Below are 22,200 nucleotides of genomic sequence, written 5' to 3'. Positions count from 1 at the left end.
AACGTTCTCCGAGTACCCGTCGCACGGCAGGTGAATCGTCCGTTCTCGACGGGAAGTCCGCCCCTGGACATCGGCTGGGCTCAGCGGCCGCCGATCGGCTGGCAGTCGGCTCACGCTGACAACGTTCCGGGCGCGCCCTATGCCTGGTCGCCGTACGGGAACTCGTAGTGTCCCTTGGTCTCCTCGTCCATCTCGCTGTCGAGACCGAGGAACCACAGCCCGTAGTCCCGCCAGCCGTGCTTGTCCAGGTATGTGTTCTGCTCCGCGGCGGTCGGGGCGTGTTCGCTCCAGTCGTCCCGCTCGTCCTTGACCGTCTGGCCCTTCCGGGCCAGCGCCTTCGCGTGCTCGAACGCCTTCTCGTTCAGCTTCACAGTCATGCCTGTCCGGTGCCCGAGTAGCAGTGTGTCAACCGAACGGTTCTCGCGGCAACGGATGGGCACCGGTGTTCGGTAGCGTGATGACGGACGCGATCGTGAAGGTGACGTCGAGTGGGATCTGCGGATCGGCACCGCCGCTGGGCCGGCGCGTTGGCGGGTCATCTCGCGGCGCTGGAGATGACGTCGACGCTCCCGAATCGGCAGTATGCGGCCGGCGCAATCCGGCTGGGCGCCTCGGAAGACCAGGTCCTGTTCGGCGCGCACTGGGCGCTGACGGTCGACGGTCTGTTCGCCGGTGAGCTGCTCTCGCGATGGACCGGAAGCGTCGAACGGCGGTGTGGGTGATGGACATCTCGGACCAGCTCGTGGCGGCTGCTCGAGAAGCGGACGTCTGGCGGCCGCGGTGGATCTGGATCAGCTCGATGCCGCGACTCCGTGCCCGGACTACGACGTACGCGGTCTGCTCACACACTTGATGCAGGAGATCGTGCTGCACAGCTGGGACCTGGCGGTGGCGACCGGTCAGACACCCGAGTTTCCGGATGAGGTGTCGGAGACGGTGCTCCATTGGCTGGACAGTGGCGAGGACACGACGTCCGGCACCTGGTACGCCGCTGCCGTCCCGGCAAGTGCTGAATCCCCGCTGGACCGCGCCGTCGCCCGCTCCGGCCGCGACCCCGGCCTCCTGCGTCGCTGACAGCGCGAGCGAGAGGGACGCACCTGCCCTGAATGCAGCGCGGTGCATCGGGCACCGGGGATGCCGACCGAGGAGGTAGTCATGCGGGCGTTGGTCCTGAACTGCACGTTGAAAGGGTCGCCGGAGCAGTCGAACACCGACCAGCTGGCCGAGGTCGTCGTGGACGGGCTGCGGCGCGCGAAGGTCGAGGTCGAGCGGATCCGGCTGGTCGATCTCACGATCAGACCCGGCGTCACGAGCGACGAGGGGGCCGGTGACGACTGGCCCTCGGTGCACGAGAAACTCCTGGAGAGCCAGATCCTGGTGGTGGCCACGCCGACCTGGCTCGCACGGCCGTCCTCGGTTGCGCAACGGATGCTGGAGCGGATGGACGCGATGCTGTCCGAGACCGACGACGGCGGTCGGCCGGTCGCGTACGACCGGGTCGCCGGAGTCGTTGTCACCGGCAACGAAGACGGTGCGCACCACGTGATCTCGGAGATCAGTGGCGCGCTCGGTGACATCGGGTACACGATCCCCGGCCAGTCCTGGACGTACTGGAACAAAGGCCCCGGCCCCGGCCCGAGCTACTCCGGCACCGCCGAAGGTCATGACTGGTCGGCGAAGACCGGTCGCGCGATGGCGTCGAACCTGGTTGCCGTGGCCAAGGCTCTCCAGGAACACCCGATCCCCGTGAACGGTTGACGCGTGAGCGAGAACGAGTGCCTGATCGAGGCGAGTGCCGAGGACGTGTTCGCGATCCTCACCGACGGATGGTCGTACGCCGCCTGGGTGGTCGGCGCGTCCCGGATCCGGGACGTCGACCCGCCGTGGCCCGAGCCGGGCGGGCGGATTCACCATTCGGTCGGCGCCTGGCCGTTGCTGCTCGACGACACGACCACGTCGCTGGAGTACGAGCACGGGAGCCGGTTGTGCCTGCGGCTCCGGGTCTGGCCTGCCGGGCACGGTGAGGTCGAATTCCTGGTCGCTGCGACGCCGACCGGGTGTCGCGTGGTGATGACCGAACAAGCGGTGAGCGGGCCGGTCGCGCTGCTGCCCGCGCCCGTGGCCGACCTGGTCCTGCAGCCACGGAACGCGGAAGTGCTGTGGCGTCTGAAACTGCTCGCCGAGAAGCGGAACTGAGCCGTTTGCCGGGCTACGCCGCGAGCACCGAGCTGCGATGAGACAGATCGACCGGCTTGCGGAACCGTGGGGGACGAGGGCGGCGATCTTCCTGTGCTGCCGGTGGCCGCGCGGAACCGGTGCACGCGCGTCGGATCTGCTCGACCGGGCGGAAGGCATGGTGGACAATGGACGCGATCGGGGAGGTGCGTGATTGTCCGAGCCGGGTTCGGAGGTGGCGTCCGCGTTCGCCCGCCTTGTTGGTGAACTGCACACCGTCTCCGGAGTGGACGAGACTGTTGAGGCGGTGGCCGAGTTCGCGCTGCAGGCGATCGGCTGCCGGTACGTCGGTATCGAGCTGGCGGTGCCGGGCGGAGTACCGGAGATCGCGGCGGCGACCGATCCACTCGTGGAGCGGATTCTGCGCTGGCAGCTGAGTGTCGGTGACGGTCCGATGCTGCATGCACTGGAGGCCGGCGTGACGGTTCACGTCGACGACCCTGCAACGGACAATCGCTGGCCGCTGTGGAGCGGGTTCGTCACCGATGTACCGATTGGCAGCGTCCTGCACGTTCCGCTGAGGACGGCCGAACCACTCGGCGTGCTGTCGCTGTATCACGAGAAGCCGCACGGATTCGGCGCCGACGACGAGGCGATCGCGTCGATCCTCGCGCGACACGCCGCGATCGCGGTAGCAACCGCACGGCACGAGACCGCGCTCGCGGAGGAGATGGACGCTCGCAAAGTGGTCGGCCAGGCGATGGGAATCCTGATGGAGCGCTTCGGCCTGACCGGCGACCAGGCGTACGCGGTCCTGCGCCGCTACACCGAGGAGTCGAAGACCAAGCTGCACGATGTCGCGGCTGAGGTGATCGACTCCCTCGGGCAGTGAGCTGCGGATGCTCGATGGCGTACTGGCGCGTCGTGCCACACATCGACCGTCGACGTCCGTTCGGGTCACCCGACTACGGAACGGTGCCCCTGGAGGGGCCTTCTCGCGACGGTGCGAGGGAGTTGTTCAAGGACTCGAGACAGAGGCTCAGCGGCGTGTAGCGCGACGACATGGGCGACGGTGACGACGTCGGGAGTGAAGCCGTGTGGTGCGGTGTCGTACCAGCTGAGGAACCCGACAGGGCCGTCGTCCGTGGTGAGGCGGGCGCTGAGGACGCTCCGTACGCCGAGTTCGGTCACCGGCCAGTTCCAGGCGGGCCATCTGGCGTCGTCGGTGGTGTCGTCGACGAGGATCTCGCCCGGTCCGTCCGGGCAGGCGAGACCGGACCAGCACGGACCTTGCCGTACGGCGATCTGCACCTGACCGGCCTCGGCCGCTTCCGCGTCCGTGGCCTGTCCGAGGCGGAGCGTCCGGCCGCGGACGCACAGCAACAGGCCGACATGACGACAACCGACGGCCGGGACGGCGAGCCTGATGATCGTGTCGAGTAGCTCTTGCGGGCCTGTCCGATCCCGCAGATGCTCCGCCAGTTGTGTGAATTCTCGTGCCAGTTGACCGTGCATGATATTCGCCTCGTCCTCACGGACTCGAGCGGCGGATCCCCGCACTTCTGGAGGATCCGCCTCCATGAGACAGCCGGACCCGTCAGCGGTCAACCTGGGTTTCGTTGTCAGTCCGGCATCCGGATGATCGGTTTGCCGAGACCCCGACCGGGCACCGATTGAGGCCGATCGAAGGATCCGAGGGGAGCTTGTCGTGACTGTTACGGAGCCGTGGAGTGCCGGTGATCTGACCGTGCTGCAGCGATGCGCCACGGCAGGTCTGCCGACCGTCGTGATCGCTCTGAAACTCGGCCGGTGCGTCGACGCCGTCCGCGGCAAGGCGGCAGAGGCCGGTGTGGCGCTCGTCGGCGAGCACGATCGGAGGTCACCGTGAGCTGGCGGCACCGTTCGCCGGCGCTGGTTACGACCACCTTGCGCTGATCGATCGACCCGGGCCAGGCGGAACAGCCATGGCCGCGCGTGCCGGTTGACCCATGGCAGGACGACCCAGGTGAGCACGAACGATTTCCACCGCCGAGTCGTGCTGGGCACGGTGAACCAGAGGTCACGGTTCGCATCGGAGCCTGGGCGGCGAGTGTGGTGTTCGGGATCATGGATCTGCTCGCGATTCCCCGGCGGTCGACCCGGCAGTGGAGTTACTTGGCGAGCTTCCGGCTGCGGCGGTATGTCGGGGTTGCCTGTCCTTGGTCTGTCGCTTTCAGGTGCAGGTGGGGACGCGTAGCCGGTTGGTGGTCGTGGTGATGTCAGCGGCTTGTTCGGCCAGCGTGGGGTGGCTGTGCTGGAGTCTGTCGCCGGCGTTGGCGAGGGGTGTCAGCAGGGTTGCGGTGTCGTTCTCGCCGAGCGCGATGAGGACGCGGTCGACGACTTTCTGGGTGGCCGGGTCGAGGTCGTCGAGCGCGGTGATCTGCGCGGCGAGCCGGCGTAGCCGGGGTGCGTTGTCGCGGGCCCATTGGTTGGCGGCACGGTCGCCGGCGCGGCGGTCACGGGCGGCCTGGACGCGCTCTTCGCCGGTCATGCCGGCGGGGTCGGTGGCGTGCGGGTTGAGTCGCAGGTAGCGGCGCTCTGCGGCCTGGCGGCTGGCGACGCCGAGGGCCGGCGCGATCGCGGCCCAGCTCGCCCCGCGGGCGCGGGCGGCGCCGATGAGCAGCGGCTCCCACGCGGCGAGCCGATCTTGAACGGCCCGCAGGCCGGCCAGCGCGGCCAGTACGTCGTCCGAACTGGCAGTGGCGGCGTCTGGCCCGGGACCCGGGGTGTCTGGTTGATGGGCGACGTGCTGGACGGTTTCCTCGACGGCCGCCAGCGCGGCAGCCGCCGAGACGTGGGAGGCCTCCGAAGCTTGCGTCTCGTTGGGTGTGTTGGTGGCTGTCACAGTCACCTCCTTGCCTTCGATCGATGTCAGCGATTCGCTGACATCTCCTGCTTGTCATCGTTCCGTTGACGATGCTATAAGAGAAGTGCGTATTAACACCACAGTTGGACAGCAGAGCTTTCAGGAGGTGTAGGACAAATGTTGATGCGCACAGATCCGTTCCGGGAGTTGGATCGGTTCGCCCAGCAGTTCTTCGGCAGCCAGACGCCGGGCACTTGGTCGCGGCCGACCCCGATGCCGATGGACGCCTACCGCGACGGCGACCGGTACGTCGTTTCCTTCGATCTGCCTGGGATCTCACCGGACGCGATTGAGTTGGACGTCGAGCGCAATGTGCTGACGGTCAAGGCCGAGCGCCGACCGGTAGACCTTGCCGAGGGTGCCGAGATGCAGGTCTCAGAGCGACCGCTCGGGGTGTTCTCGCGACAACTGTTCCTGGGTGACACCCTGGATGCCGACCGGATCGAGGCCAGCTACGAGGCCGGCGTGCTGACGCTGAAGATCCCGATCGCCGAGAAGGCCAAGCCGCGGAAGATCACCATCAGCGCAGCGGACAGCGGAGATCGCAAACAGATCGACGCCTGACCCTGGGCGAACCACGCCACCGAGCCTGAACCGCTCCGGTGACGTGAGGCGAGTTGTGTCGATGAGGTGGGATCGATGACAGCGACTATCAAGCAGCAAACCATCGCCGAGGCCGAGGTCTTCGTCGACGTCGTCTTGGACGATGACGATCTGATGCGTGCCGAGTTCGACGCGCTGATCGCTGCCTGCTGGGAGTCGCCGTCCGAGCCTTCGCGCCGCAAGCCGTCGCCACCCATCGGCGGGTGGGCCGGGCGGCCACCGCACTGGTGGCCGCGACGGCAGCGGTCCGCCCTCACCGGCCGCATCCCAGTGCGCAGGCCCCAGAGTCGCCAGCGTGGCCCTCCGCCGCAGCCGACGCGATGACGTCAACGACGTGCTGGCCGATCTCCTGTTCGAGGGTCATCCGGCCGCTGTCTTGACGATCCCCGACGAAGCCGTAGCAACGACAACCAGGGGGGTGGTAACCCGATTCAATCCTGCTCCTTGACCCGACCCGGTGGTGCGGCCGCCCGCGCAGACACCCCTCACGTCGTGGCGGCACTCGACCCGCCTTGTCCTTCCTGGGACGGCGCCACTACGGGCCGCCGCACCACCCATCGGGTCCACCGTTCCCACTGGGCAACGACAACAGAAAGATCCCACTGGACAACGACGCAGAAGGAGAAGGTTGAGCGATATGACCGTCGGCGCCGTCCGGCAGTCGTCAGCCGTGCGGTGGCTGCCGGACGAACCATTCGCCCACCTCGACGACATCCATCACCGGACCAGCCGCGGCCTGCGCCGCCTCACCTGCGCATCCTCAATCGGCGGCGCCGTCGCGCGCGAATTGACCGTGGTGTGGAACGGCCAGCAGTTCGTCGTGCACGGCCGGATCCCCACGCGGGTTCACGCCGGGACGCCGCGTCGGTGCGGTCGGCGTGCCGGGCCGGTGCTGGGCAACAAGATCACAGGGACCCTGGTCAACGGCGTACTCGCCATCCACGCCGCTAAGGCCCGCCCGTGCCCCGCCGCCTACATCCTCGACGCCGGCACGATCGATGGGTACCCCGCATGACCGCGCCGCCGCTCGACCCGTACTCGATCCTCGGCGTCACCATCGAGGCCTCCGACGACGACCTCGACCACGCCTTCCGCGGACTCGTCCGCGGCCTCCACCCCGACACCCGGACACCAGATTCCGACAACGCGGATGACGCCGACCGACGCCTGCAGGAACTCCTCAACGCCTACGCCACCCTGCGCGACCCGATCCGCCGCGCGGCCTACGACCAGGCCCAGGCAACCGCGCCCAGTGGATCCTCAGGCGGCGCATCTTCGCCGCGGCCGCGGCGCTCAGAGTCTGTTGCGTCCGCCCTTGCACCGATCCGGGCCGATCCGGCGATCCGGGTCGGCCCCGTGCACTGGGAACCGCCACGATCAGGAGGAAAGCACGATGGCCCCCGTTGACGACATCGAAACCTACTTCGACGACGGCGTCTGGAAGTCCCGCTGGCGCAACAGCCGGCAACCCTTCGCCGCCGGCGGCAGCCGGGACCGCCAAGTCTCCCGGGGTGCCACCGTCGCACAGTGGTACGGCGTCGACCACATCATCACCAACCCCGACGGCAGCACCGACGAACACAACTCGTACCGCCCTCGCAAGGAGGCCCACGGCAACGGCTTCCTGGAGGTCGCTCCGACGTCACCAGACAACTCCACACGCACCCGCACTGCTGCTCTGGCGGCCGGATAGGGCAGTCCGGCCGACCCCGGACCAGTCATGGACAACCCGCCGCTTGACGATCCGCTCCTTCCGGTCGGTCAGCACCTCCTGCAGGGATGCGAACCGAGGCCGCCTCGGTGGAGTTCGCGTGCATCAGCGTGAGAACGAGAATCGTCAAAGTGGTGTGTAAATGGTGCGTGCCGAATCCGCTGAATTCCGGCTGAGGTTGATCAATGTTCAGTCGATTGGGCGCTTGATCATGGGGGCGGTGCTGTCCCGGACGATGAACTCCACGGCAGGGAGGTCGACGGCCTGCGGTTGCTTTCCTTCGACCAGGCTGACCAGGGTCTGCGCGGCCGCGGTGCCCCAGGCGACGACGTTCTGCCGGACGGTCGTCAGCGGCGGCACGGCGTACGGTGCGAGCGGGATGTCGTCGAATCCGACGACGGACAGGTCGTCCGGCACCCGGAGGCCGCGGTCGGTTGCGGCCGAGATGCCGGCGATCGCCATCAGGTCGTTGCCGTAGACAATCGCTGTCGGTGCTTGGGGCAGGTCGAGGAGCTCATGGGTCGCTCGCGCGCCGGACGCGCCGGTGAAGTCCGCGGTGACGACGGTTCCGGCGGGTAGACCGAGCTCTGCCAGTGCATCCTGCCAGGCGCGGCGGCGCGCCTCGGTGTGTACGTATCCTGCGGTGCCCATGACGTGCGCGATGTGTTGGTGCCCGAGCGAGTGCAGGTGATGTACGGCGCGCCGAACGCCCGCGTCGTCGTCCATCCCGATCGTGATGTCGCCCGCCACATCGGTGCCGGCCGGAGCGACGACTACAGCGCTGAGTCCGAGTTCGCGGACCTCGTCCGGCCGGGGGTCCTGAACGCGCAGGTCGGTGAGGAAGACGCCGTCGGCCCGCGACTCGCGCGCGAACCGTTGGTAGGCGGCACGCTCGGACCGCTCGTCGCCGACCACCTGCAGGACCAGCGAGTACTCCTGCGCGCTGAGCCCGATCTCGATGCCGGCCATGAACTGGGGGAAGAACGGGTCGGTGCTGAGCAATTCGGGGTCACGTCGAATGACCAGACCTACTGCCTGGGTTCGATTGCGCGTCAGAGCCCGGGCGCGGGCGTTCGGCTGCCAGCCGAGGTCCTCGGCCGCTCGGAGGATTCGCTCCCGAGTGGCCGCGTTGACACCGGACCGCCCGTTGAAGACGAAGGACACCGTGCTCTTCGAGACGCCGGCCCGTGCTGCCACATCACCGATGGTCACCCGCTTGCTCACCACACAAGGGTAGCTCATGCGAACTGGTTTGATAGCACAACGCAGCCGCCTGTTCGACAGTCTTGCCTGCTCTTGACGCTCACCAATCAAACCGGTTTAATCCCCGTTGCTGAGGTCAGGATCCAGGGCGAGGAGATGCTGCGATGAGGCACAAGGCGCGAGTGGCGGCGATAGTGGCGATGGCGATGGTGCCGCTGTCGGCGTGCGGGGCAGGGAGTTCCGGTGGGGCCGGTCCTACTGAGCTCACCAGTGGGCCGATCGACATCTGGTACTCGACCAACGAGCAGGAGATCGCCTGGGCGAAGAATGTCGTGAAGGCCTGGAACGACCAGCATCCGGACCAGAAGGTCAAGGCGCAGGCGATCCCGGCCGGGAAGTCGTCCGAGGACGTCATCGGGGCGTCGATCACGGCAGGCAACGCGCCGTGCCTGGTCTTCAACACCGCACCCGCGGCCGTCCCGGCGTTCCAGAAGCAGGGCGGCCTGGTGAATCTCTCGGGCACCTTCGACGACGCCGAGAAGTACATCACCACCCGCTCCGGAGCCGCGGCCGACGGCTTCCGCAGCCCGGACCACGGCCTGTACCAGGTCCCCTGGAAGACGAACCCGTTCATGCTCTACTACAACAAGGACGTCTTCAGGAAGGCCGGTCTGGACCCGGAGCACCCCAAGCTGGCGACATACGACGACGTACTCGCCGCGGCGAAGGCGGTCAAGGACTCGGGCGCGGCGCAGGTCGCGATCTACCCGCCCGCGACGGCCGACTACACGAACGTCAACTTCGACTTCTACCCGTTCTATCTGGCGAACTCCGGTGGGACCCAGCTGATCAAGGACGGGAAGGCCACGTTCACCGGCGAGCAGGGCATGCAGACGCTGAAGTTCTGGCAGACCCTGTATGCGAAGGGCTACGCCTCAGCGGAGGCCTACAGCGGGGACATGTGGGCGGGACCGTTCGCTGACGGCGTCGCGGCCATGGGAATCGCCGGCCCGTGGGGCAAGGCGCAGTTCGACGGCAAGGTGAAGTACGGCGTGGTGCCGATCCCGACCGCCGGCGGCAAGGCGGCTGCGGAGACGTCGACCTTCGCGGACTCGAAGAACATCGGCCTGTTCACCGCCTGTAAGAACAAGAAGACCGCGTGGGAGTTCACGAAGTTCGCGACGAACGATCAGAACGACCTAGCGCTCCTCGAGACCACCGGGCAATTCCCGACTCGCACCGACGTACCGAAGCTCGCGGCCGGATTCCTCGCCAAGAACGCCTTCTTCGAGCCGTTCGCGGCCGCGGTCCCGCGCTCGGTCGACGTGCCGAACGTCGACTCCCTCACCGAGCGGATGCAGGCGTTCCGGGACACGTGGACGAGTGCCGTCCAGTCCGGCAAGGGTGATCTGCCCAAGACGTTCGGGGACACGGCCGGCACGATCGATGGGCTCTAGGACCTTGCGCGCCGCAAGCAGTCCCGGCCGCCGGCTGCAGCGCCTGCTCGGAGAACATCCGCTCGGGCTGATCCTCAGCACGCCGTACACGGCGTTCGTCGTCGCGGTGTTCCTGGTCCCGTTCGGGTTCGGCGTCTGGATGGCGTTCCACGACTTCTTCTTCACCGCGCCCGGAGTCCAGGTGCCGCATCCCTTCGTGGGGTTCGACAACTTCCGGCAGGTGCTCGGCGACCGCGCGGTCCGGCAGGCCTTCGGCAACCTGTCGCTGTTCCTGGTGATCAACGTCCCCCTGACCGTCGTACTGGCGTTGCTCCTGGCCACCGGGCTCAACGCCGTCACGCGCTGGAAGGCGTTCTTCCGGGTCTCGTACTACGTCCCGTACGTCACGGCGTCGGTCGCGACGCTCGCTGTGTGGATCTTCCTGTTCAACAGCAACGGCGTGGTGAACAAGGTGCTCGGCGACCTCGCACCGGATCCCAGCTGGCTTGCGAACCGCGGCCTGATCATGCCGCTGATCGCGGTTTATGTGACCTGGAAGAATCTCGGGTTCGCCGTGCTTCTCTACCTTGCGGCGCTGCAGAACGTCCCGGCGGAGCTGCACGAGGCAGCGGAGATGGACGGCGCCGGCCGATGGCAGCGGTTCCGCGCGGTGACGCTGCCCGGAGTACGGCCGGTCACGTCGTTGATCGTTCTGCTCGCGATCATCACCACCGGGCAGATCTTCACCGAGCCGTACCTGCTCACCGGCGGCGGACCGCAGGGTGCGTCGATGACGCCGGCGCTGCTGATGTATCAGAAGGGCATCCAGCAAGGGCAGCCCGACATCGCGGCGGCGATCGGCATGCTGCTGGTCACCGGCGTGATGATCCTGACGCTGGTCTCCCGGCGCGTGACCGAGGGGAGGCGCTGACGTGCTGAACCGGCGCCGAAGTGTTCCGTCGGCCGTGCTGCGCTTCGTTGTCCTGCTGCTGGGTGCGTTGCTCGCGCTGGTGCCGTTCTACTATCTGGTCGTCGGCGCGCTGCAGAAGAAGCGCGACACCGGCGTCCTCGGACTGTTGCCGCTGCCGCGCAATCTGACCCTGGACAACTTCGCCGGTGTCGACGACTCGATCAACCTGGTCCGGTCGTTGCTGAACTCGCTGATCATGACCGCCGGCGTCGTCGGTCTCACGCTCGTGTTCGGTCTGCTCGCCGGCTACGCGCTCGCCGTGCTGTCGTTTCGTGGTCAGGGTCTGGTCTTCGCGCTGGTCCTGCTGGTCCAGGCGATTCCCTTCCAGCTGCTGATGATCCCGCTGTACGTCATGGTCGTCCGCTACTTCGGCCTCGCCGACAGCTACTTCGGCATGATCCTGCCGTTCGCGGTCAACTCGGTCGCGGTGCTGATCTTCCGGCAGTACTTCCGCCAGATTCCGCCGGACGTGTTCGACGCGGCCCGCATCGACGGGGCGGGCGAGGTTCGGATCCTGATCTCGGTCGCGGTCCCGCTGGTCCGGCCGGCGATTCTGACCGCGATGCTGGTGACGTTCATCGGCCCGTGGAACGAGTTCCTGTGGCCGTTCCTGGTCACCAAGGACGCCTCGATGCAGCCGCTCGCGGTGAGCCTGGCGAACTTCTCGCAGGCGAACTCGACGTTCCAGGCCAATCCGATGGGCGCCGTGCTCGCCGGGGCGTGCGTGCTCGCGATTCCGGCTGTCGTGCTGTTCGTGCTGTTCCAGCGGCACTTCACCTCCGCCGACCTCGGCTCGGCCGTCAAAGGCTGACCTCTACCGAAAGCCAGGTAATGACCCAGATTTCCGATGTCTCGACGGTGCCGTACCGGCTGCGCCGGATCGGCCCGATCATGCGCCCCGAGCCGGGGAACCCGCTCGAGGCCGAGGGTGTCCTCAACCCGGGAACGGCGCGCGGGAGCGACGGCGAGCTGTACCTCTATCCCCGCCTCGTTGCGCAGGGCAACGTGTCGCGCGTCGGCCGGGCCCGGGTCGTCGTCGCGGACGGCGTACCTGTGGGGGTCGAGCGGCTCGGGGTCGTACTGGCCCCGGACCAGGGCTGGGAGCACGGCCAGCTGAACGCGGGCGTCGAGGACCCGCGGATCACCTACGTCGCACCGCTCGGGTTCTACGTCATGACGTACGTCGCCTACGGGCCGCTCGGGCCGCGCCCGGCGCTCGCCGTCTCGCGGGACACCGTCGACTGGCACCGTCTCGGGCCGATCCGGTTCGCCTACCAGCCCGAACTGGACGCCGACCTGAACCTGTTCGCGAACAAGGACATCACGTTCTTCCCCGAGGCGGTCCCCGGACCGGACGGCCGGCCGGCGCTCGCCCTGCTGCACCGGCCGATGTGGGACCTGGACTGGCTGCGTCCCGGCGCGGGCGCGCCGACACCGGCGGGGATCGACGACGCCAGACCGTCGATCTGGATCGGGTACGTCGACCTCGACCGGGCGGCGCGCGACCTGACCATGCTGACCCTGGTGCACGGGTCGGACCTGCTCGCCGCGCCCGAGATGTCGTTCGAGGCGTCGAAGATCGGCGCCGGGCCGCCGCCCGTGCGGGTACCCGAGGGCTGGCTCGTTCTGCACCACGGTGTCACCGGAGCGGACGTCAAGGGCTTCGAGCTCGCGTACGGCGCGCGGTACACGGCAGGCGCGATGCTGCTGGACCCCGCGGACCCGCGGCGCGTGCTGGCCCGGACGCAGGAGCCGCTGCTGGTACCGGAGACCGACGAGGAACTGCAGGGAACGCTGGGCAACGTCGTCTTCCCGACAGCGGTCGAGAAGATCGGGGATCGGCATTTCGTCTTCTACGGCATGGCCGACTCCCGGATCGGCGTCGCCGAGCTCGAACACTGTCAGAAAGGGAGCTGGACATGAGACGCATGAGGTTCCTGATTGCCATCACACTGACCATCGTGGTCGTGGGTAGCGGTCTGATGGCCGTGCCGGCGTCGGCGGCGGGCAAGAACGATGTCGCGACGATCGTCTCGCGCCTCCAGGAGTACTACCTGGACCAGGGCGACGAGATCAGGATCGCCAACGGGATCTACCTCGGCCGGATGTCCGAGGCCCTGCAGTACGCCGGGTCCATGGCGGCGGACGGCTCGTGGTCCGATGTCGACTACACCGACACGACGAGCTCGGCGAACGGCGCGGTGTGGTCGGCGTACATCGCGCTGTACCGGATGCTCGCCATGGCCCAGGCCTACCGTGACCCGAAGGCGAGCGGGTACCAGAGCCCCGTGGTCCTGGACGCGCTGGAGCGTGCGCTGAAGTACTGGGACGTCGCAGACCCGAAGAACAAGAACTGGTGGGAGACCGAGATCGGCGAGTCGATCGCGATGGGCCGGATCTCCATCTTCGTCGGCGACGTGCTGAGCCCGGAGGCGCTGGACGTCACGCTGCGGCACAACACCGGCAAGCTGGATCCGGTCGGCGCGAACGGCGCCTGGCGGACCACCAACTACCTTTTCGAGGCACTCGCCACCCACAACGACGCGAACATCCGCGCCGGATTCGACACCATGGTGCAGACCGTGACCGTCGACAACTCCGGCGCGGTCCACGAGGCGGTGCAGCCCGACGGCAGCTTCTGGGCCCACGGTGCCCAGCTGTACAGCGAGGGCTACGGGATGATCCTGTTCGTCAACGTCGCGCTCTGGGCAGACGCGGCTCGCGGCACCGGGTTCGCGTTCAGCCGGGACAACCTGGACACGATCGCCAACTACATCGTCAACGGGACGCGGTGGATGATCCGCGGCGAGATCGGCATGCTGTACCTGGGCTACCGGCCGCCGAAGACCATCGGCGGCGTGACGAGCCAGAGCTCGGAGTTCATCGAGCCGCTGACCAAGATGGTCCGCACCGATCCGTTGTACGCGAGCGCGTACCGCGGCCTGCTGGACAGCATCCTCGGCAAGACCCGGTCGAACGGGCTGGTCGGCGACAAGTACTTCTGGCGCTCGGAGTTCTCGTCCCACCTGCGCGACGGCTACGGGATCTTCACCCGGCTGAACTCCAGCCGGACCGTCGGCAGCGAGTACCGCTCCGCGTTCCGTCCGGAGGTCGGGAACGAGATCGTCTGGAACAGCGCCGGCGCGACCGCGATCCAGGTCAACAACCACGAGTACTCCGACCTCGGACCGGCCTTCGACTGGTTCCACTATCCCGGCGTGACCGCGCCGTACGTCAAGGAGCAGACCCAGGGGTCGACGGGGAACGGAGGATCCTTCACCGGGGGAGTCTCGGACGGAACCTACGGCGCGAGTGTGTACAGCCTCGATCGCGCGGCCACGAAGGGGAACAAGAGCTACTACTACTTCGACGACGAGATGGTCGCACTCGGCTCGGGCATCACGTCCACCTCCGGCGCGCCGATCCACACGACCGTGAACCAGGCCGTCGCGAAGGGGAACGCCTCGGCTGACGGCAAGCCGGTGCCGGCCGGGACCGACTCCGTCGAGAACCTTTCCTGGGCCTACAACGACGAGGTCGGGTACGTGTTCCCGGGCAAGCAGGGTGTGCACGTCGCGAACAAGACGCAAACGGGCAGCTGGCTGGACCAGGACCCCGTCAACCGGGACGCGTTCACGCTGTACGTCGATCACGGGGTCAAACCGCAGGGCGCCGGCTACGAGTACGTCGTACTGCCCGGGAAGAAGCCCGATCAGGTGAAGGCGTACGCCGCCAACCCGGCGGTGAAGGTGCTGCGTAACGACACCGACGTCCAGGCTGTCCGGCATTCCGGGCTGCAGCGGACCATGGCGACGTTCTACCGTCCAGGGCGGCTGGACCTGGGGCCGGGGCGAAGCCTCGAGGTGAGCCAGCCGAGCATCGTGATCCTCGACGAGTCCGGTGCCACTCCGGTGGTCAGCGTCGCGAATCCCAGCCGGCCAGGACTCATCGTCAACGTCACTCTCCACGACAAGAAGCAGAACGCGCACGGCAGCTTCGCACTCGGCTCCGGCGCGAATCTCGGCCGCACCGTCACCGCACCATTGGTGCCGGGCGACAACTCCGACTACACCGCGAGCACGTCGACGGCCGACGGCAAGGCCGCCCTGGCCGGCGACCAGGACGAAGCGACGGCCTGGCACTCGGCGGGAGACGGGTCGGCGTGGCTGCGCAAGGAACTCGCATCCGGGTCGTTCCTGACCCGCGTGTCGATCTCGTGGGGTGACGATGCCGCGAAGCGCTACCTGCTCCAGACCTCCCTGGACGGCAAGACCTGGACCGACCACCGGTTCGTCCGCGACGGCAGCGGGGGACGAGTCGACCTGACGACGGCGCCGACGCCGGCCACCTACGTCCGGTTGCTGATGATCGACGGCACGAGGGGCCGCGGGTACTCCGTGAAGGAGTTCGGGACCGAGACGAGCATCAACCGTGCACTGGGCGGACCCGTCCAAGCGTCTGGTTCGTCGGGCGGAACCGCGGGAAGCGTCGCCGACGGAAGCATGGACACGCGGTGGAGTGCGAACTCGTCCGACACCGCATGGGTACAGGTGGATCTCGGCTCGGTGCAACGGATCCGCACCGTCAGGCTGTGGTGGGAGGCGTCGTACGCCAAGCAGTACGCGATCCAGGTGTCCGACGACGGTCAGACCTGGCGGGACGCGTTCGCCACCAGCGGTGCGGGCTCCGACGGAGGGACCGATCTCGTCAAGGTCGACGAGACCGCGCGGTACGTCCGCATGCAGTCGCGTCAGCGCAGCACCAGCCAGTACGGCGTGTCGCTGTGGGAACTGGAGGTGTTCGACGACGACCGGATCACCGACGCACCACCCACGTCCGGCGGCCGGGAGAACCTCGCGCTGCACCGGCCGGTCAGCGCCGACTCGACCTACAACGCCACACTGAGCGCGGCCAATGCGAACGACGGAAATCCGACCACGCGCTGGGCGTCGCAACGGCAGACAGCGCCGTACACCACCGAGCGGTGGCTCCAGGTCGATCTCGAGAAGGAGCAACCGGTCAGCCAGGTCGTGGTCACCTGGGAAGCGGCGACCTCGAACGACTATCGCATCGAGGGATCTGTCAACGGTCAGGACTGGAAGATGCTGGCGCACGTGCAGAAGACGTCGGCGGAGTTGCGGAACGTCGTCGACCTCGGCCAGTCGGTAGTCCGCTACGTACGCGCCGTCGGTCTGCCGGCCACGCAGTACGGGCTGTCGGTCTTCGAGTTCGAGGTGTACGGCGGGTACACCCTGCGCTGCGACTCGACGCCCCTGAGGGTCGACCCGCACCGCAAGGCGATTGCCACAGGCCTCATCTCGCCGCGTGACCCTGACGACCGGATCAGCGTCACCTCGCTGGACGAGAACGTGGTCTCTGTCGTCGGCTCACCGCGTGTCGGCGCAGACGGCCGATTCGATGTCAGCCTGTCGACGGGTCGTTCAGGATCAACATCCCTGCTCGTCACCCACTCCAAGGGAGACGAGTACGTCCTGTGCCCAGTGGTCTTCACAGTGAACACGTCGAAGCTGGAGCATCTGATCAAGCGCGCGAACACGCTGCAGAGCGTGTCTTACACGCCTTCCAGCTGGCAGCCACTGCTGCCGGCGTTGGAGGCTGCCAAGGCCGTCCTTCGGTCGACCGATGCGACACAGAAAGAGGCCGACACCACCGCAGCCAACCTGACCGGCGCGATGGCCGGCCTCATCAAACAACGCTGATAGACGCGGCCGGGCAGCCTTCCCCGGGGCTGCCCGGCTCTCGAATCGCTTGGCGGGTGGCCGCGATCGGCACCCGCAGATGCCAGGCGGCGGCCACTTCGGAGCGACCGAGGAGCCGGGTTCGCGTCAGGTGTGGACATGGTGGATGGCTCATGCCGCAGCTGACGACCTGTGGTCGGCGAGCAGCTCACGCCATGGTGCGACGTCGGCGAAGACGGCGGCCATGATGTTCAACGCCGCTTCGTGCTGGTCCGCGGGTGCCGAGCAACAGTCGGACGCGACCAGGATCTCGAAGTCGCGCTGCTGCCCGGAGCGGACTGTGGACTCGACGCAGACGCTGGTGACGACGCCGGTCACCAGCAGCCGGGTGATCCCCATCGCGCGCAGCACCGTCTCCAGGTCGGTGTAGAGGAAAGCGTCGAACCGGCTCTTGTCGATGATTTTGTCGCCTGCCTCGGGCGTGAGCTCGTCGACCACGTCGGCGTCCCAGGTGCCGCGGACCAGCGGCGGCGGGTCCATCGGAAGCACCGCGGCGATCCGCGGCGGCAGCTCGACGAAGTCGGGCCGGTACACGTGCCGGGTATAGACGACCGGGAGGCCGAGCGAGCGGGCCTGCGCGATCAGGGCCGCGTTCTCGGCGATGACCTCGGCGCTGCGCGGCAAGCCCATCCCGTTGGTGGGCAGCGATCCGGCCGGGTGGACGAACCCGTTCTGCATGTCGATGACCAGTACTGCGGTGCTCATGTGCTGTTCTCCTTCTCTCAGGCTGCCAGTGCGGGTACGGCGCGGTGCCACGGGGTGTCGAGCTGGTACGCGTGCGCCGCCCGGAGCACCGTCGCCTCGTCGAACGGTCGTCCGGCGAGCTGCAGGCCGAGCGGCAGGCCGGCGTCGGTGAACCCGATCGGGACGGTGATCACCGGGTTTCCGGTGACGTCCCAGTACGGCGTGTTCACGGCCCGGAACCACGCGCTCGTGTCGCCCTGCAGCTCCTCGAACGACAGCGCACCCTGGAACGCCGACGGTGTCAGCACCAGGTCGACGGCCGTCGGGCCGGTGAAGGTCCGCGCGAGCTCCTGGGTGACCACCCGGCGTACCCGCTGGGCCTGGACGTAGTCGGCACCGCTGAAGAAGGTTCCGCCGGGCAGGCCGGTACGGATGGAGGCCGCGTAGTCGGCGAGCCGGGTCCGGGCGTCGGGCAGGTGGTAGGCCCCGCTCTCGCCGGAGTTGATGGGCCACAGGCAGGCGATGGTCTGCTCGAAGAACGGCAGCGTGAGGTCGACGACCTCGGCGCCGCGTGCGACGAGGACCGCGATCGCGTCGTCGAGCAGTGGGTCCAGCCGCGGGTCGACGTACGGCGCCGTTGTCCGGCCGCTGGTCCGGTCGACGCCGATCCGCAGCCCGGTCAGGTCGCCGGTCAGCGCGGCCGTGTGGTCCGGTACGGGTACGTCGATCGAGCAGCGGTCGCCGGCGTCGTACCCGGCCAATACGTCCAGCAGCAACGCGCAGTCTTCGGCCGACCGTGCCAGCGGGCCGATGTGGTCGAGGCTGTACCCGAGCGGGACGCAGCCGGACTTCGGTACCCGCCCGAAGGTGGGCATCAACCCGGTGACGCCGCAGAAGGCGGCGGGGATCCGGATGCTGCCACCGGTGTCCGTGCCCAGCCCGGCGCGGAAGACGCCGGCCGAGACACCGCTCCCGGTGCCCGAGCTGGATCCGCCCGCCCAGTGGTCGAGGTTCCACGGGTTCCGTGGAATCGGGAACGGCTTGTCCGGGTCGGGTGCGCCCATCGCGAACTCCATCGTGGTGAGCTTGCCGGTCACCAGGCCTCCGGCGTCGCGCAGCCGCTGCACCACGACCGCGTCACCCTGCCCCCAGGCGCGGTCGAGCACCAGGCTCTGCGCCGTGGTCTGGCCCTCACGGGTGGTGATGATGTCCTTGATGCCCAGCGGGATGCCGTGCAGCGGACCGACTTCGTCGCCGGCCGCGAGCGCGGCGTCGGCGTCGGTTGCGGCGGCGAGCAGGGATTCGTCGTACCGGCTGATGTAGATGCCGACCTGCTGGTCGAGCCGGTCCGCGAGCGAGATCGACTCCTGCGCCAGCTGCAGGCTGGTGACCGAACCGGACCGCAGCGCGGCCGCTGCCTCGGTGACGGTGAGCAGGTCGGGGTTCGGGAGGGCCTCGACGCTCATGCGGCCACCTCCTCGGTGTCCGGGGCCGCCGGCACTTGCAGGTGATGGTCGGTGACCCGCTGGAAGGCGTCGCCCGCGCGCAGCACCAGCCCCTCCTCGAACGGCCGGCCGGCCACCTGGAGGCCGAGCGGGAGACCGGCAGCGGTGAAGCCCATGGGGACGCTCAGCACCGGGTTGCCGGTGGTGTCCCAGTAGCCCGTGTAGATCGGGGTCATGATGTTGGCGATACCGTCGGCCAGATCCTCGAACGAGATCGCCCCCGCTCCTGAGGTCGGCGTGACGATCAGGTCGACGTCGGTGTAGAGGGCGCTCAAGGCCCGTGTCCCGACCGTCCGCGCTCGCTGGGCCTGCACGAAGTCCATCGCGGAGTAGAAGATCGCCGTCCCCAGGATCTGCCGGGTCGCGGCGCCGTAGTCGAGCCACCGCTCCTGCAGGTCCGGCCGGTGGTAGGCGAACGCCTCGCTGACCAGGATGATCATGTCCGCGGTCGACATCTCGGCGTAGAACGGCAGTTCCACCTCGACGATCGTCGCGCCCCGGCTCTCCAGCGCGGCCAGTGCGGCGGCGAAGGTCTCGGCGACGGCCGGGTCCTCCTTCTCGCCGCCGATCCGGGCGAGCCGGTCGGCGCCGATCCGGACGCCGGTGAGGTCACCGGTCAGGGCACCGCTGTACTCGTCGACCGGTACGTCGATCGCGCACAGGTCGCCGGCGTCGTACCCGGCCAGGACGTCGAGCATCAGCGCGCAGTCGGCGGCCGAGCGGGCCATCGGGCCGATGTGGTCGAGGCTGTAGCCGAGCGGGATGCAGCCGGACTTCGGCACCCGGCCGAACGTCGGCATCAGGCCTGAGATCCCGCAGAACGCGGCCGGGATCCGGATGCTGCCGCCGGTGTCGGTGCCGAGCGCGCCGAGCACCGCACCTGAGGACACCGCGCTGCCCGAGCCCGAGCTCGACCCGCCGGCCCAGTGCTCCAGGTTCCACGGGTTCCGCGGGACCGGGAACGGCTTGGTGTCGTCGGGGGCGCCGATCGCGAACTCCATCGTGGTCAGCTTGCCGAGCACGAGGCCGCCGGCCGACCGGAGCCGGTCCACCACGACGGCGTCGCCGCTCATCGCGGTCCGGTCGTGGACCAGGCTCTGTCCGGTCGTCGGGCCCTCCCGGGTGGTGATGATGTCCTTGATCCCGAGCGGGATCCCGTGCAGTGGGCCGACGTCCTTGCCGGCCGCGAGGTCGGTGTCGGCCGCAGCCGCCGCCTGCAGGGCGGACTCGGTGTAGCGGTCCAGGAAGATCCCGACTTCGCCGTCGTAAGCGTGCGCTGTTGCGTAGCACTGCTCGACCAGCTCGACGCTGGTGGTGGTACCGGCCCGAAGCGCGGCAGCGGCCTCGGTGATCGTCAGAGCGTTCTCGATGGGGGTGGTGGTCATCGTGTCCTCAGATCCGGGGGTCGAAGGTGACGGCGGGCTCGGCGTAGCGGACGCCGGGCATCGTGTAGAGGGACTCGACGCCCATCCGGCTGACCGGGTAGGCCGTGACCAGCTGCTCGACCTCTTCGGCGGTCGGCGTGATCCCGTTCATCGCGAGCAGGGCTTCGACGATCTCTGCGTCGGTCGGGGTGCTCTCGGTCATGGGTCTTCCTTTCAAGAGGTGATAGGTCAGCCGACGGACACGGTGGTCAGGTCGACGAACCAGGACTTGGGTTCCACGAAGCCCTTCACGTCCGGCGCCAGCGCGCGCGGGTTGCGGTCGTTGACCACGTCGAGCCAGGGCGCGTCGGCGTCGACGAGCTTGGTGATCCGGCTGTAGATCGCGTACCGCTTGGTGTGGTCGAGCTCCTGCTGGGCCTGGGCCAGCAGCGCGTCGACCTTCGGGTTCGAGTAGTGCCCGACGTTCACGGCGCCGCCGGTGCCGAACGCGAGCCGCCAGAACGACTCCTGGATGAACGTCAGTGAGATGTTCACCGCGTCGGCGCCGTCGGGGATCTTGCCGCCGCCGAAGTCGGTGAGCATCGCGGCCCATTCGATCGGCTTCAGCTCGACCTTGACCCCGATCTTGGCCAGGTCGCTCTGCAGCTCCTGGTTCATCGGCCCGGGCTGCATGTTCCCGGAGCCTGACGTCGGATACGAGACCGTCATCGTGAAGCCGTTCGGCATACCTGCCGCGGCGAGCAGCTTCTTGGCCTCGGCCGGGTTGTCGCTGAAGGTGTCGTTGGCCGCGTCGTACGCCGCGCTGGCCTTCGGCGCCGTCTGGTACGCCGGGTCGGCGGTTCCTTGCAGCAGCGTCTTCGCCATCGTCTGGCGGTCGATCGCCAGGTTCAGCGCCCGCCGTACGCGCGGGTCGTTCAGCGGCTTCTTGGTGAGGTCGAAGATCCACGGCCAGATGTGGTCGTAGGAGTTCGTCAGCACCTGGTATCCGGCCGACTCCAGGCCCTTGAGGTCGTCGGGGTTCGGCGCCTCGATCCAGTTGACCTCCCCGGAGCGGAGCGCGGCCAGGCGGGCGGAGACGTCCGGCATCGCCTTGAGTACCAGCTGGTCGATCTTGGGTGCGCCGTCCCAGTAGTCCTTGTTCGCGGTGAAGACGACCTGCTGGCCGCGAGTCAGCGACTTGAAGGCGAACGGTCCGGTCCCGGACGGGTGCTGGTTGTAGTCCTTGCCGTACTTGGTGACCGCGGTCGGGCTGGCCATGTAGAGGAACACGATGTCCTCCAGCAGGTGCGACCAGACCCCGTTGGTGTCGATCTCGACGGTGCCGGCGTCGATCTTCTTGTACGACTTGATGCCGGCGCCGAGCAGTCCTGCCTGGGCGGCCACCGTGGCGTCGTACTGGGGGGACTTCGGATTCTTGTAGCGGTCGAGGTTGAAGATCACCGCGTTCGCGTCGAACGGCGTGCCGTCCGAGAACTTCACGCCCTCGCGCAGTGTGAAGGTCCATCTCGTCCTGGTCGCGTCGACGGTCCAGGAGGTGGCCAGGCCGGGGACGATCTTCGGCGTCTCGTTGCCCTGCTTCAGGTCCCACTTGGTCAGCGAGTCGTACAGCTGGTTGCCGACGAACCGGTACCCCTCGTAGCCCTGGCCGCCGGCCAGGACGGTGTCCAGGTTCGGGATGTCGCCGGCGGTCATGCCGATGGTCAGCACTCCCGCAGTGCCGCCTGCGGCCGCCCCGGCGCTGCTGGTGCAGGCAGCGAGCGGAGCCAGCAGGGCAAGGACGAGCGCGGCGAGCAGGCCTCGGCGCACGCTTCGAGGTGCGGTGCGGTGGAGCTTCATGTGGTGTCGGGTCCCTTCGGGCAGGGGT

The 22,200-nt window shown here is 68.1% G+C and carries 25 protein-coding genes; 16 read left to right on the top strand and 9 right to left on the bottom strand.

Annotated elements, in window-relative coordinates; translation table 11 throughout:
* Positions 1 to 137: 137 nt before the first annotated feature.
* Positions 138 to 377 (bottom strand): hypothetical protein, encoded by a 240-nt coding sequence (locus ACXJJ3_RS03125; RefSeq protein WP_458168363.1) that lies wholly within the window; start codon positions 375 to 377, stop codon positions 138 to 140.
* Positions 378 to 488: 111 nt separating this feature from the next.
* Between ACXJJ3_RS03125 and ACXJJ3_RS03120 the strand changes: the two genes are divergently transcribed.
* The 5 genes from ACXJJ3_RS03120 (at position 489) to ACXJJ3_RS03100 (ending at position 3,067) form a co-directional block, all read left to right on the top strand.
* On the top strand, positions 489 to 722 hold the full coding sequence (locus tag ACXJJ3_RS03120) for a hypothetical protein (protein ID WP_458168361.1): 234 nt from the start codon (positions 489 to 491) through the stop codon (positions 720 to 722).
* Positions 673 to 1,074 (top strand): maleylpyruvate isomerase N-terminal domain-containing protein, encoded by a 402-nt coding sequence (locus ACXJJ3_RS03115; RefSeq protein WP_458168360.1) that lies wholly within the window; start codon positions 673 to 675, stop codon positions 1,072 to 1,074. Before ACXJJ3_RS03120 ends, ACXJJ3_RS03115 begins: the two co-directional genes overlap by 50 nt.
* A gap of 81 nt (positions 1,075 to 1,155) precedes the next feature.
* Complete coding sequence (locus ACXJJ3_RS03110; RefSeq protein WP_458168359.1) at positions 1,156 to 1,758, top strand: flavodoxin family protein; 603 nt, start codon at positions 1,156 to 1,158, stop codon at positions 1,756 to 1,758.
* Positions 1,759 to 1,761: 3 nt separating this feature from the next.
* The gene (locus ACXJJ3_RS03105) at positions 1,762 to 2,196 is read left to right on the top strand and encodes an SRPBCC family protein (RefSeq protein WP_458168358.1); all 435 of its coding nucleotides are present in this window, start codon (positions 1,762 to 1,764) and stop codon (positions 2,194 to 2,196) included.
* 265 nt (positions 2,197 to 2,461) lie between these two features.
* Entirely contained in the window at positions 2,462 to 3,067 is a 606-nt protein-coding gene (locus ACXJJ3_RS03100; protein ID WP_458168357.1) for a GAF and ANTAR domain-containing protein, read from the top strand.
* Positions 3,068 to 3,132: 65 nt separating this feature from the next.
* Here the strand turns inward: ACXJJ3_RS03100 and ACXJJ3_RS03095 are convergent, their stop codons facing one another.
* A complete protein-coding gene (locus ACXJJ3_RS03095; protein ID WP_458168356.1) occupies positions 3,133 to 3,690 on the bottom strand; it encodes a GAF domain-containing protein in 558 nt (185 codons plus the stop codon).
* Between the two features lie 193 nt (positions 3,691 to 3,883).
* On the opposite strand from ACXJJ3_RS03095, the gene ACXJJ3_RS03090 reads away from it, so the two are divergent.
* A complete protein-coding gene (locus tag ACXJJ3_RS03090) occupies positions 3,884 to 4,063 on the top strand; it encodes a hypothetical protein (protein WP_458168355.1) in 180 nt (59 codons plus the stop codon).
* A gap of 324 nt (positions 4,064 to 4,387) precedes the next feature.
* On the opposite strand, the gene ACXJJ3_RS03085 is transcribed toward ACXJJ3_RS03090, so the two are convergent.
* Complete coding sequence (locus tag ACXJJ3_RS03085) at positions 4,388 to 5,059, bottom strand: hypothetical protein (RefSeq protein WP_458168354.1); 672 nt, start codon at positions 5,057 to 5,059, stop codon at positions 4,388 to 4,390.
* Positions 5,060 to 5,227: 168 nt separating this feature from the next.
* On the opposite strand from ACXJJ3_RS03085, the gene ACXJJ3_RS03080 reads away from it, so the two are divergent.
* The 5 genes from ACXJJ3_RS03080 (at position 5,228) to ACXJJ3_RS03060 (ending at position 7,376) form a co-directional block, all read left to right on the top strand.
* Positions 5,228 to 5,644, top strand: a complete 417-nt coding sequence (locus tag ACXJJ3_RS03080; RefSeq protein ID WP_458168353.1) for an Hsp20/alpha crystallin family protein — start codon at positions 5,228 to 5,230, stop codon at positions 5,642 to 5,644.
* A gap of 75 nt (positions 5,645 to 5,719) precedes the next feature.
* The gene (locus tag ACXJJ3_RS03075; protein ID WP_458168351.1) at positions 5,720 to 6,007 is read left to right on the top strand and encodes a hypothetical protein; all 288 of its coding nucleotides are present in this window, start codon (positions 5,720 to 5,722) and stop codon (positions 6,005 to 6,007) included.
* Positions 6,008 to 6,311: 304 nt separating this feature from the next.
* Complete coding sequence (locus ACXJJ3_RS03070) at positions 6,312 to 6,698, top strand: hypothetical protein (protein ID WP_458168349.1); 387 nt, start codon at positions 6,312 to 6,314, stop codon at positions 6,696 to 6,698.
* Positions 6,695 to 7,090 (top strand): J domain-containing protein, encoded by a 396-nt coding sequence (locus ACXJJ3_RS03065; RefSeq protein ID WP_458168347.1) that lies wholly within the window; start codon positions 6,695 to 6,697, stop codon positions 7,088 to 7,090. Before ACXJJ3_RS03070 ends, ACXJJ3_RS03065 begins: the two co-directional genes overlap by 4 nt.
* On the top strand, positions 7,077 to 7,376 hold the full coding sequence (locus ACXJJ3_RS03060; protein WP_458168345.1) for a hypothetical protein: 300 nt from the start codon (positions 7,077 to 7,079) through the stop codon (positions 7,374 to 7,376). Before ACXJJ3_RS03065 ends, ACXJJ3_RS03060 begins: the two co-directional genes overlap by 14 nt.
* A 207-nt stretch (positions 7,377 to 7,583) precedes the next feature.
* Here the strand turns inward: ACXJJ3_RS03060 and ACXJJ3_RS03055 are convergent, their stop codons facing one another.
* The gene (locus tag ACXJJ3_RS03055) at positions 7,584 to 8,618 is read right to left on the bottom strand and encodes a LacI family DNA-binding transcriptional regulator (protein ID WP_458168344.1); all 1,035 of its coding nucleotides are present in this window, start codon (positions 8,616 to 8,618) and stop codon (positions 7,584 to 7,586) included.
* A 143-nt stretch (positions 8,619 to 8,761) separates the two neighbouring features.
* Between ACXJJ3_RS03055 and ACXJJ3_RS03050 the strand changes: the two genes are divergently transcribed.
* The 5 genes from ACXJJ3_RS03050 to ACXJJ3_RS03030 are packed head-to-tail and all read left to right on the top strand — an operon-like array spanning position 8,762 to position 16,723.
* Positions 8,762 to 10,054 carry an ABC transporter substrate-binding protein gene (locus tag ACXJJ3_RS03050; RefSeq protein ID WP_458168343.1) on the top strand — a complete coding sequence of 431 codons (1,293 nt, stop codon included), beginning with the start codon at positions 8,762 to 8,764 and terminating at the stop codon, positions 10,052 to 10,054.
* A complete protein-coding gene (locus ACXJJ3_RS03045) occupies positions 10,044 to 10,964 on the top strand; it encodes a carbohydrate ABC transporter permease (protein ID WP_458168342.1) in 921 nt (306 codons plus the stop codon). Before ACXJJ3_RS03050 ends, ACXJJ3_RS03045 begins: the two co-directional genes overlap by 11 nt.
* A gap of 1 nt (position 10,965) precedes the next feature.
* Positions 10,966 to 11,814 carry a carbohydrate ABC transporter permease gene (locus ACXJJ3_RS03040; protein WP_458168340.1) on the top strand — a complete coding sequence of 283 codons (849 nt, stop codon included), beginning with the start codon at positions 10,966 to 10,968 and terminating at the stop codon, positions 11,812 to 11,814.
* A 20-nt stretch (positions 11,815 to 11,834) separates the two neighbouring features.
* The gene (locus ACXJJ3_RS03035; RefSeq protein ID WP_458168339.1) at positions 11,835 to 12,926 is read left to right on the top strand and encodes a glycoside hydrolase family 130 protein; all 1,092 of its coding nucleotides are present in this window, start codon (positions 11,835 to 11,837) and stop codon (positions 12,924 to 12,926) included.
* Positions 12,923 to 16,723, top strand: a complete 3,801-nt coding sequence (locus ACXJJ3_RS03030; protein WP_458168338.1) for a polysaccharide lyase family 8 super-sandwich domain-containing protein — start codon at positions 12,923 to 12,925, stop codon at positions 16,721 to 16,723. Before ACXJJ3_RS03035 ends, ACXJJ3_RS03030 begins: the two co-directional genes overlap by 4 nt.
* A 150-nt stretch (positions 16,724 to 16,873) precedes the next feature.
* Here the strand turns inward: ACXJJ3_RS03030 and ACXJJ3_RS03025 are convergent, their stop codons facing one another.
* Genes ACXJJ3_RS03025 through ACXJJ3_RS03005 form a run of 5 tightly spaced genes read right to left on the bottom strand, consistent with a single transcriptional unit; the run spans position 16,874 to position 22,172 of the window.
* Entirely contained in the window at positions 16,874 to 17,467 is a 594-nt protein-coding gene (locus ACXJJ3_RS03025; protein WP_458168337.1) for a cysteine hydrolase family protein, read from the bottom strand.
* A 17-nt stretch (positions 17,468 to 17,484) separates the two neighbouring features.
* Positions 17,485 to 18,912 carry an amidase gene (locus ACXJJ3_RS03020; RefSeq protein WP_458168335.1) on the bottom strand — a complete coding sequence of 476 codons (1,428 nt, stop codon included), beginning with the start codon at positions 18,910 to 18,912 and terminating at the stop codon, positions 17,485 to 17,487.
* On the bottom strand, positions 18,909 to 20,336 hold the full coding sequence (locus ACXJJ3_RS03015; protein WP_458168334.1) for an amidase: 1,428 nt from the start codon (positions 20,334 to 20,336) through the stop codon (positions 18,909 to 18,911). The genes ACXJJ3_RS03020 and ACXJJ3_RS03015 overlap by 4 nt, the downstream gene beginning before the upstream one ends.
* 7 nt (positions 20,337 to 20,343) lie before the next feature.
* Positions 20,344 to 20,538 carry a hypothetical protein gene (locus ACXJJ3_RS03010; RefSeq protein ID WP_458168333.1) on the bottom strand — a complete coding sequence of 65 codons (195 nt, stop codon included), beginning with the start codon at positions 20,536 to 20,538 and terminating at the stop codon, positions 20,344 to 20,346.
* A gap of 26 nt (positions 20,539 to 20,564) precedes the next feature.
* Entirely contained in the window at positions 20,565 to 22,172 is a 1,608-nt protein-coding gene (locus ACXJJ3_RS03005; protein ID WP_458168332.1) for an ABC transporter substrate-binding protein, read from the bottom strand.
* Positions 22,173 to 22,200 lie beyond the last annotated feature (28 nt).

It is taken from the genome of Kribbella sp. WER1, from assembly GCF_054189145.1.
The sequence above is the reverse complement of the archived record's forward strand: the minus strand, read 5'-3'. Positions and strand labels throughout refer to the sequence as shown.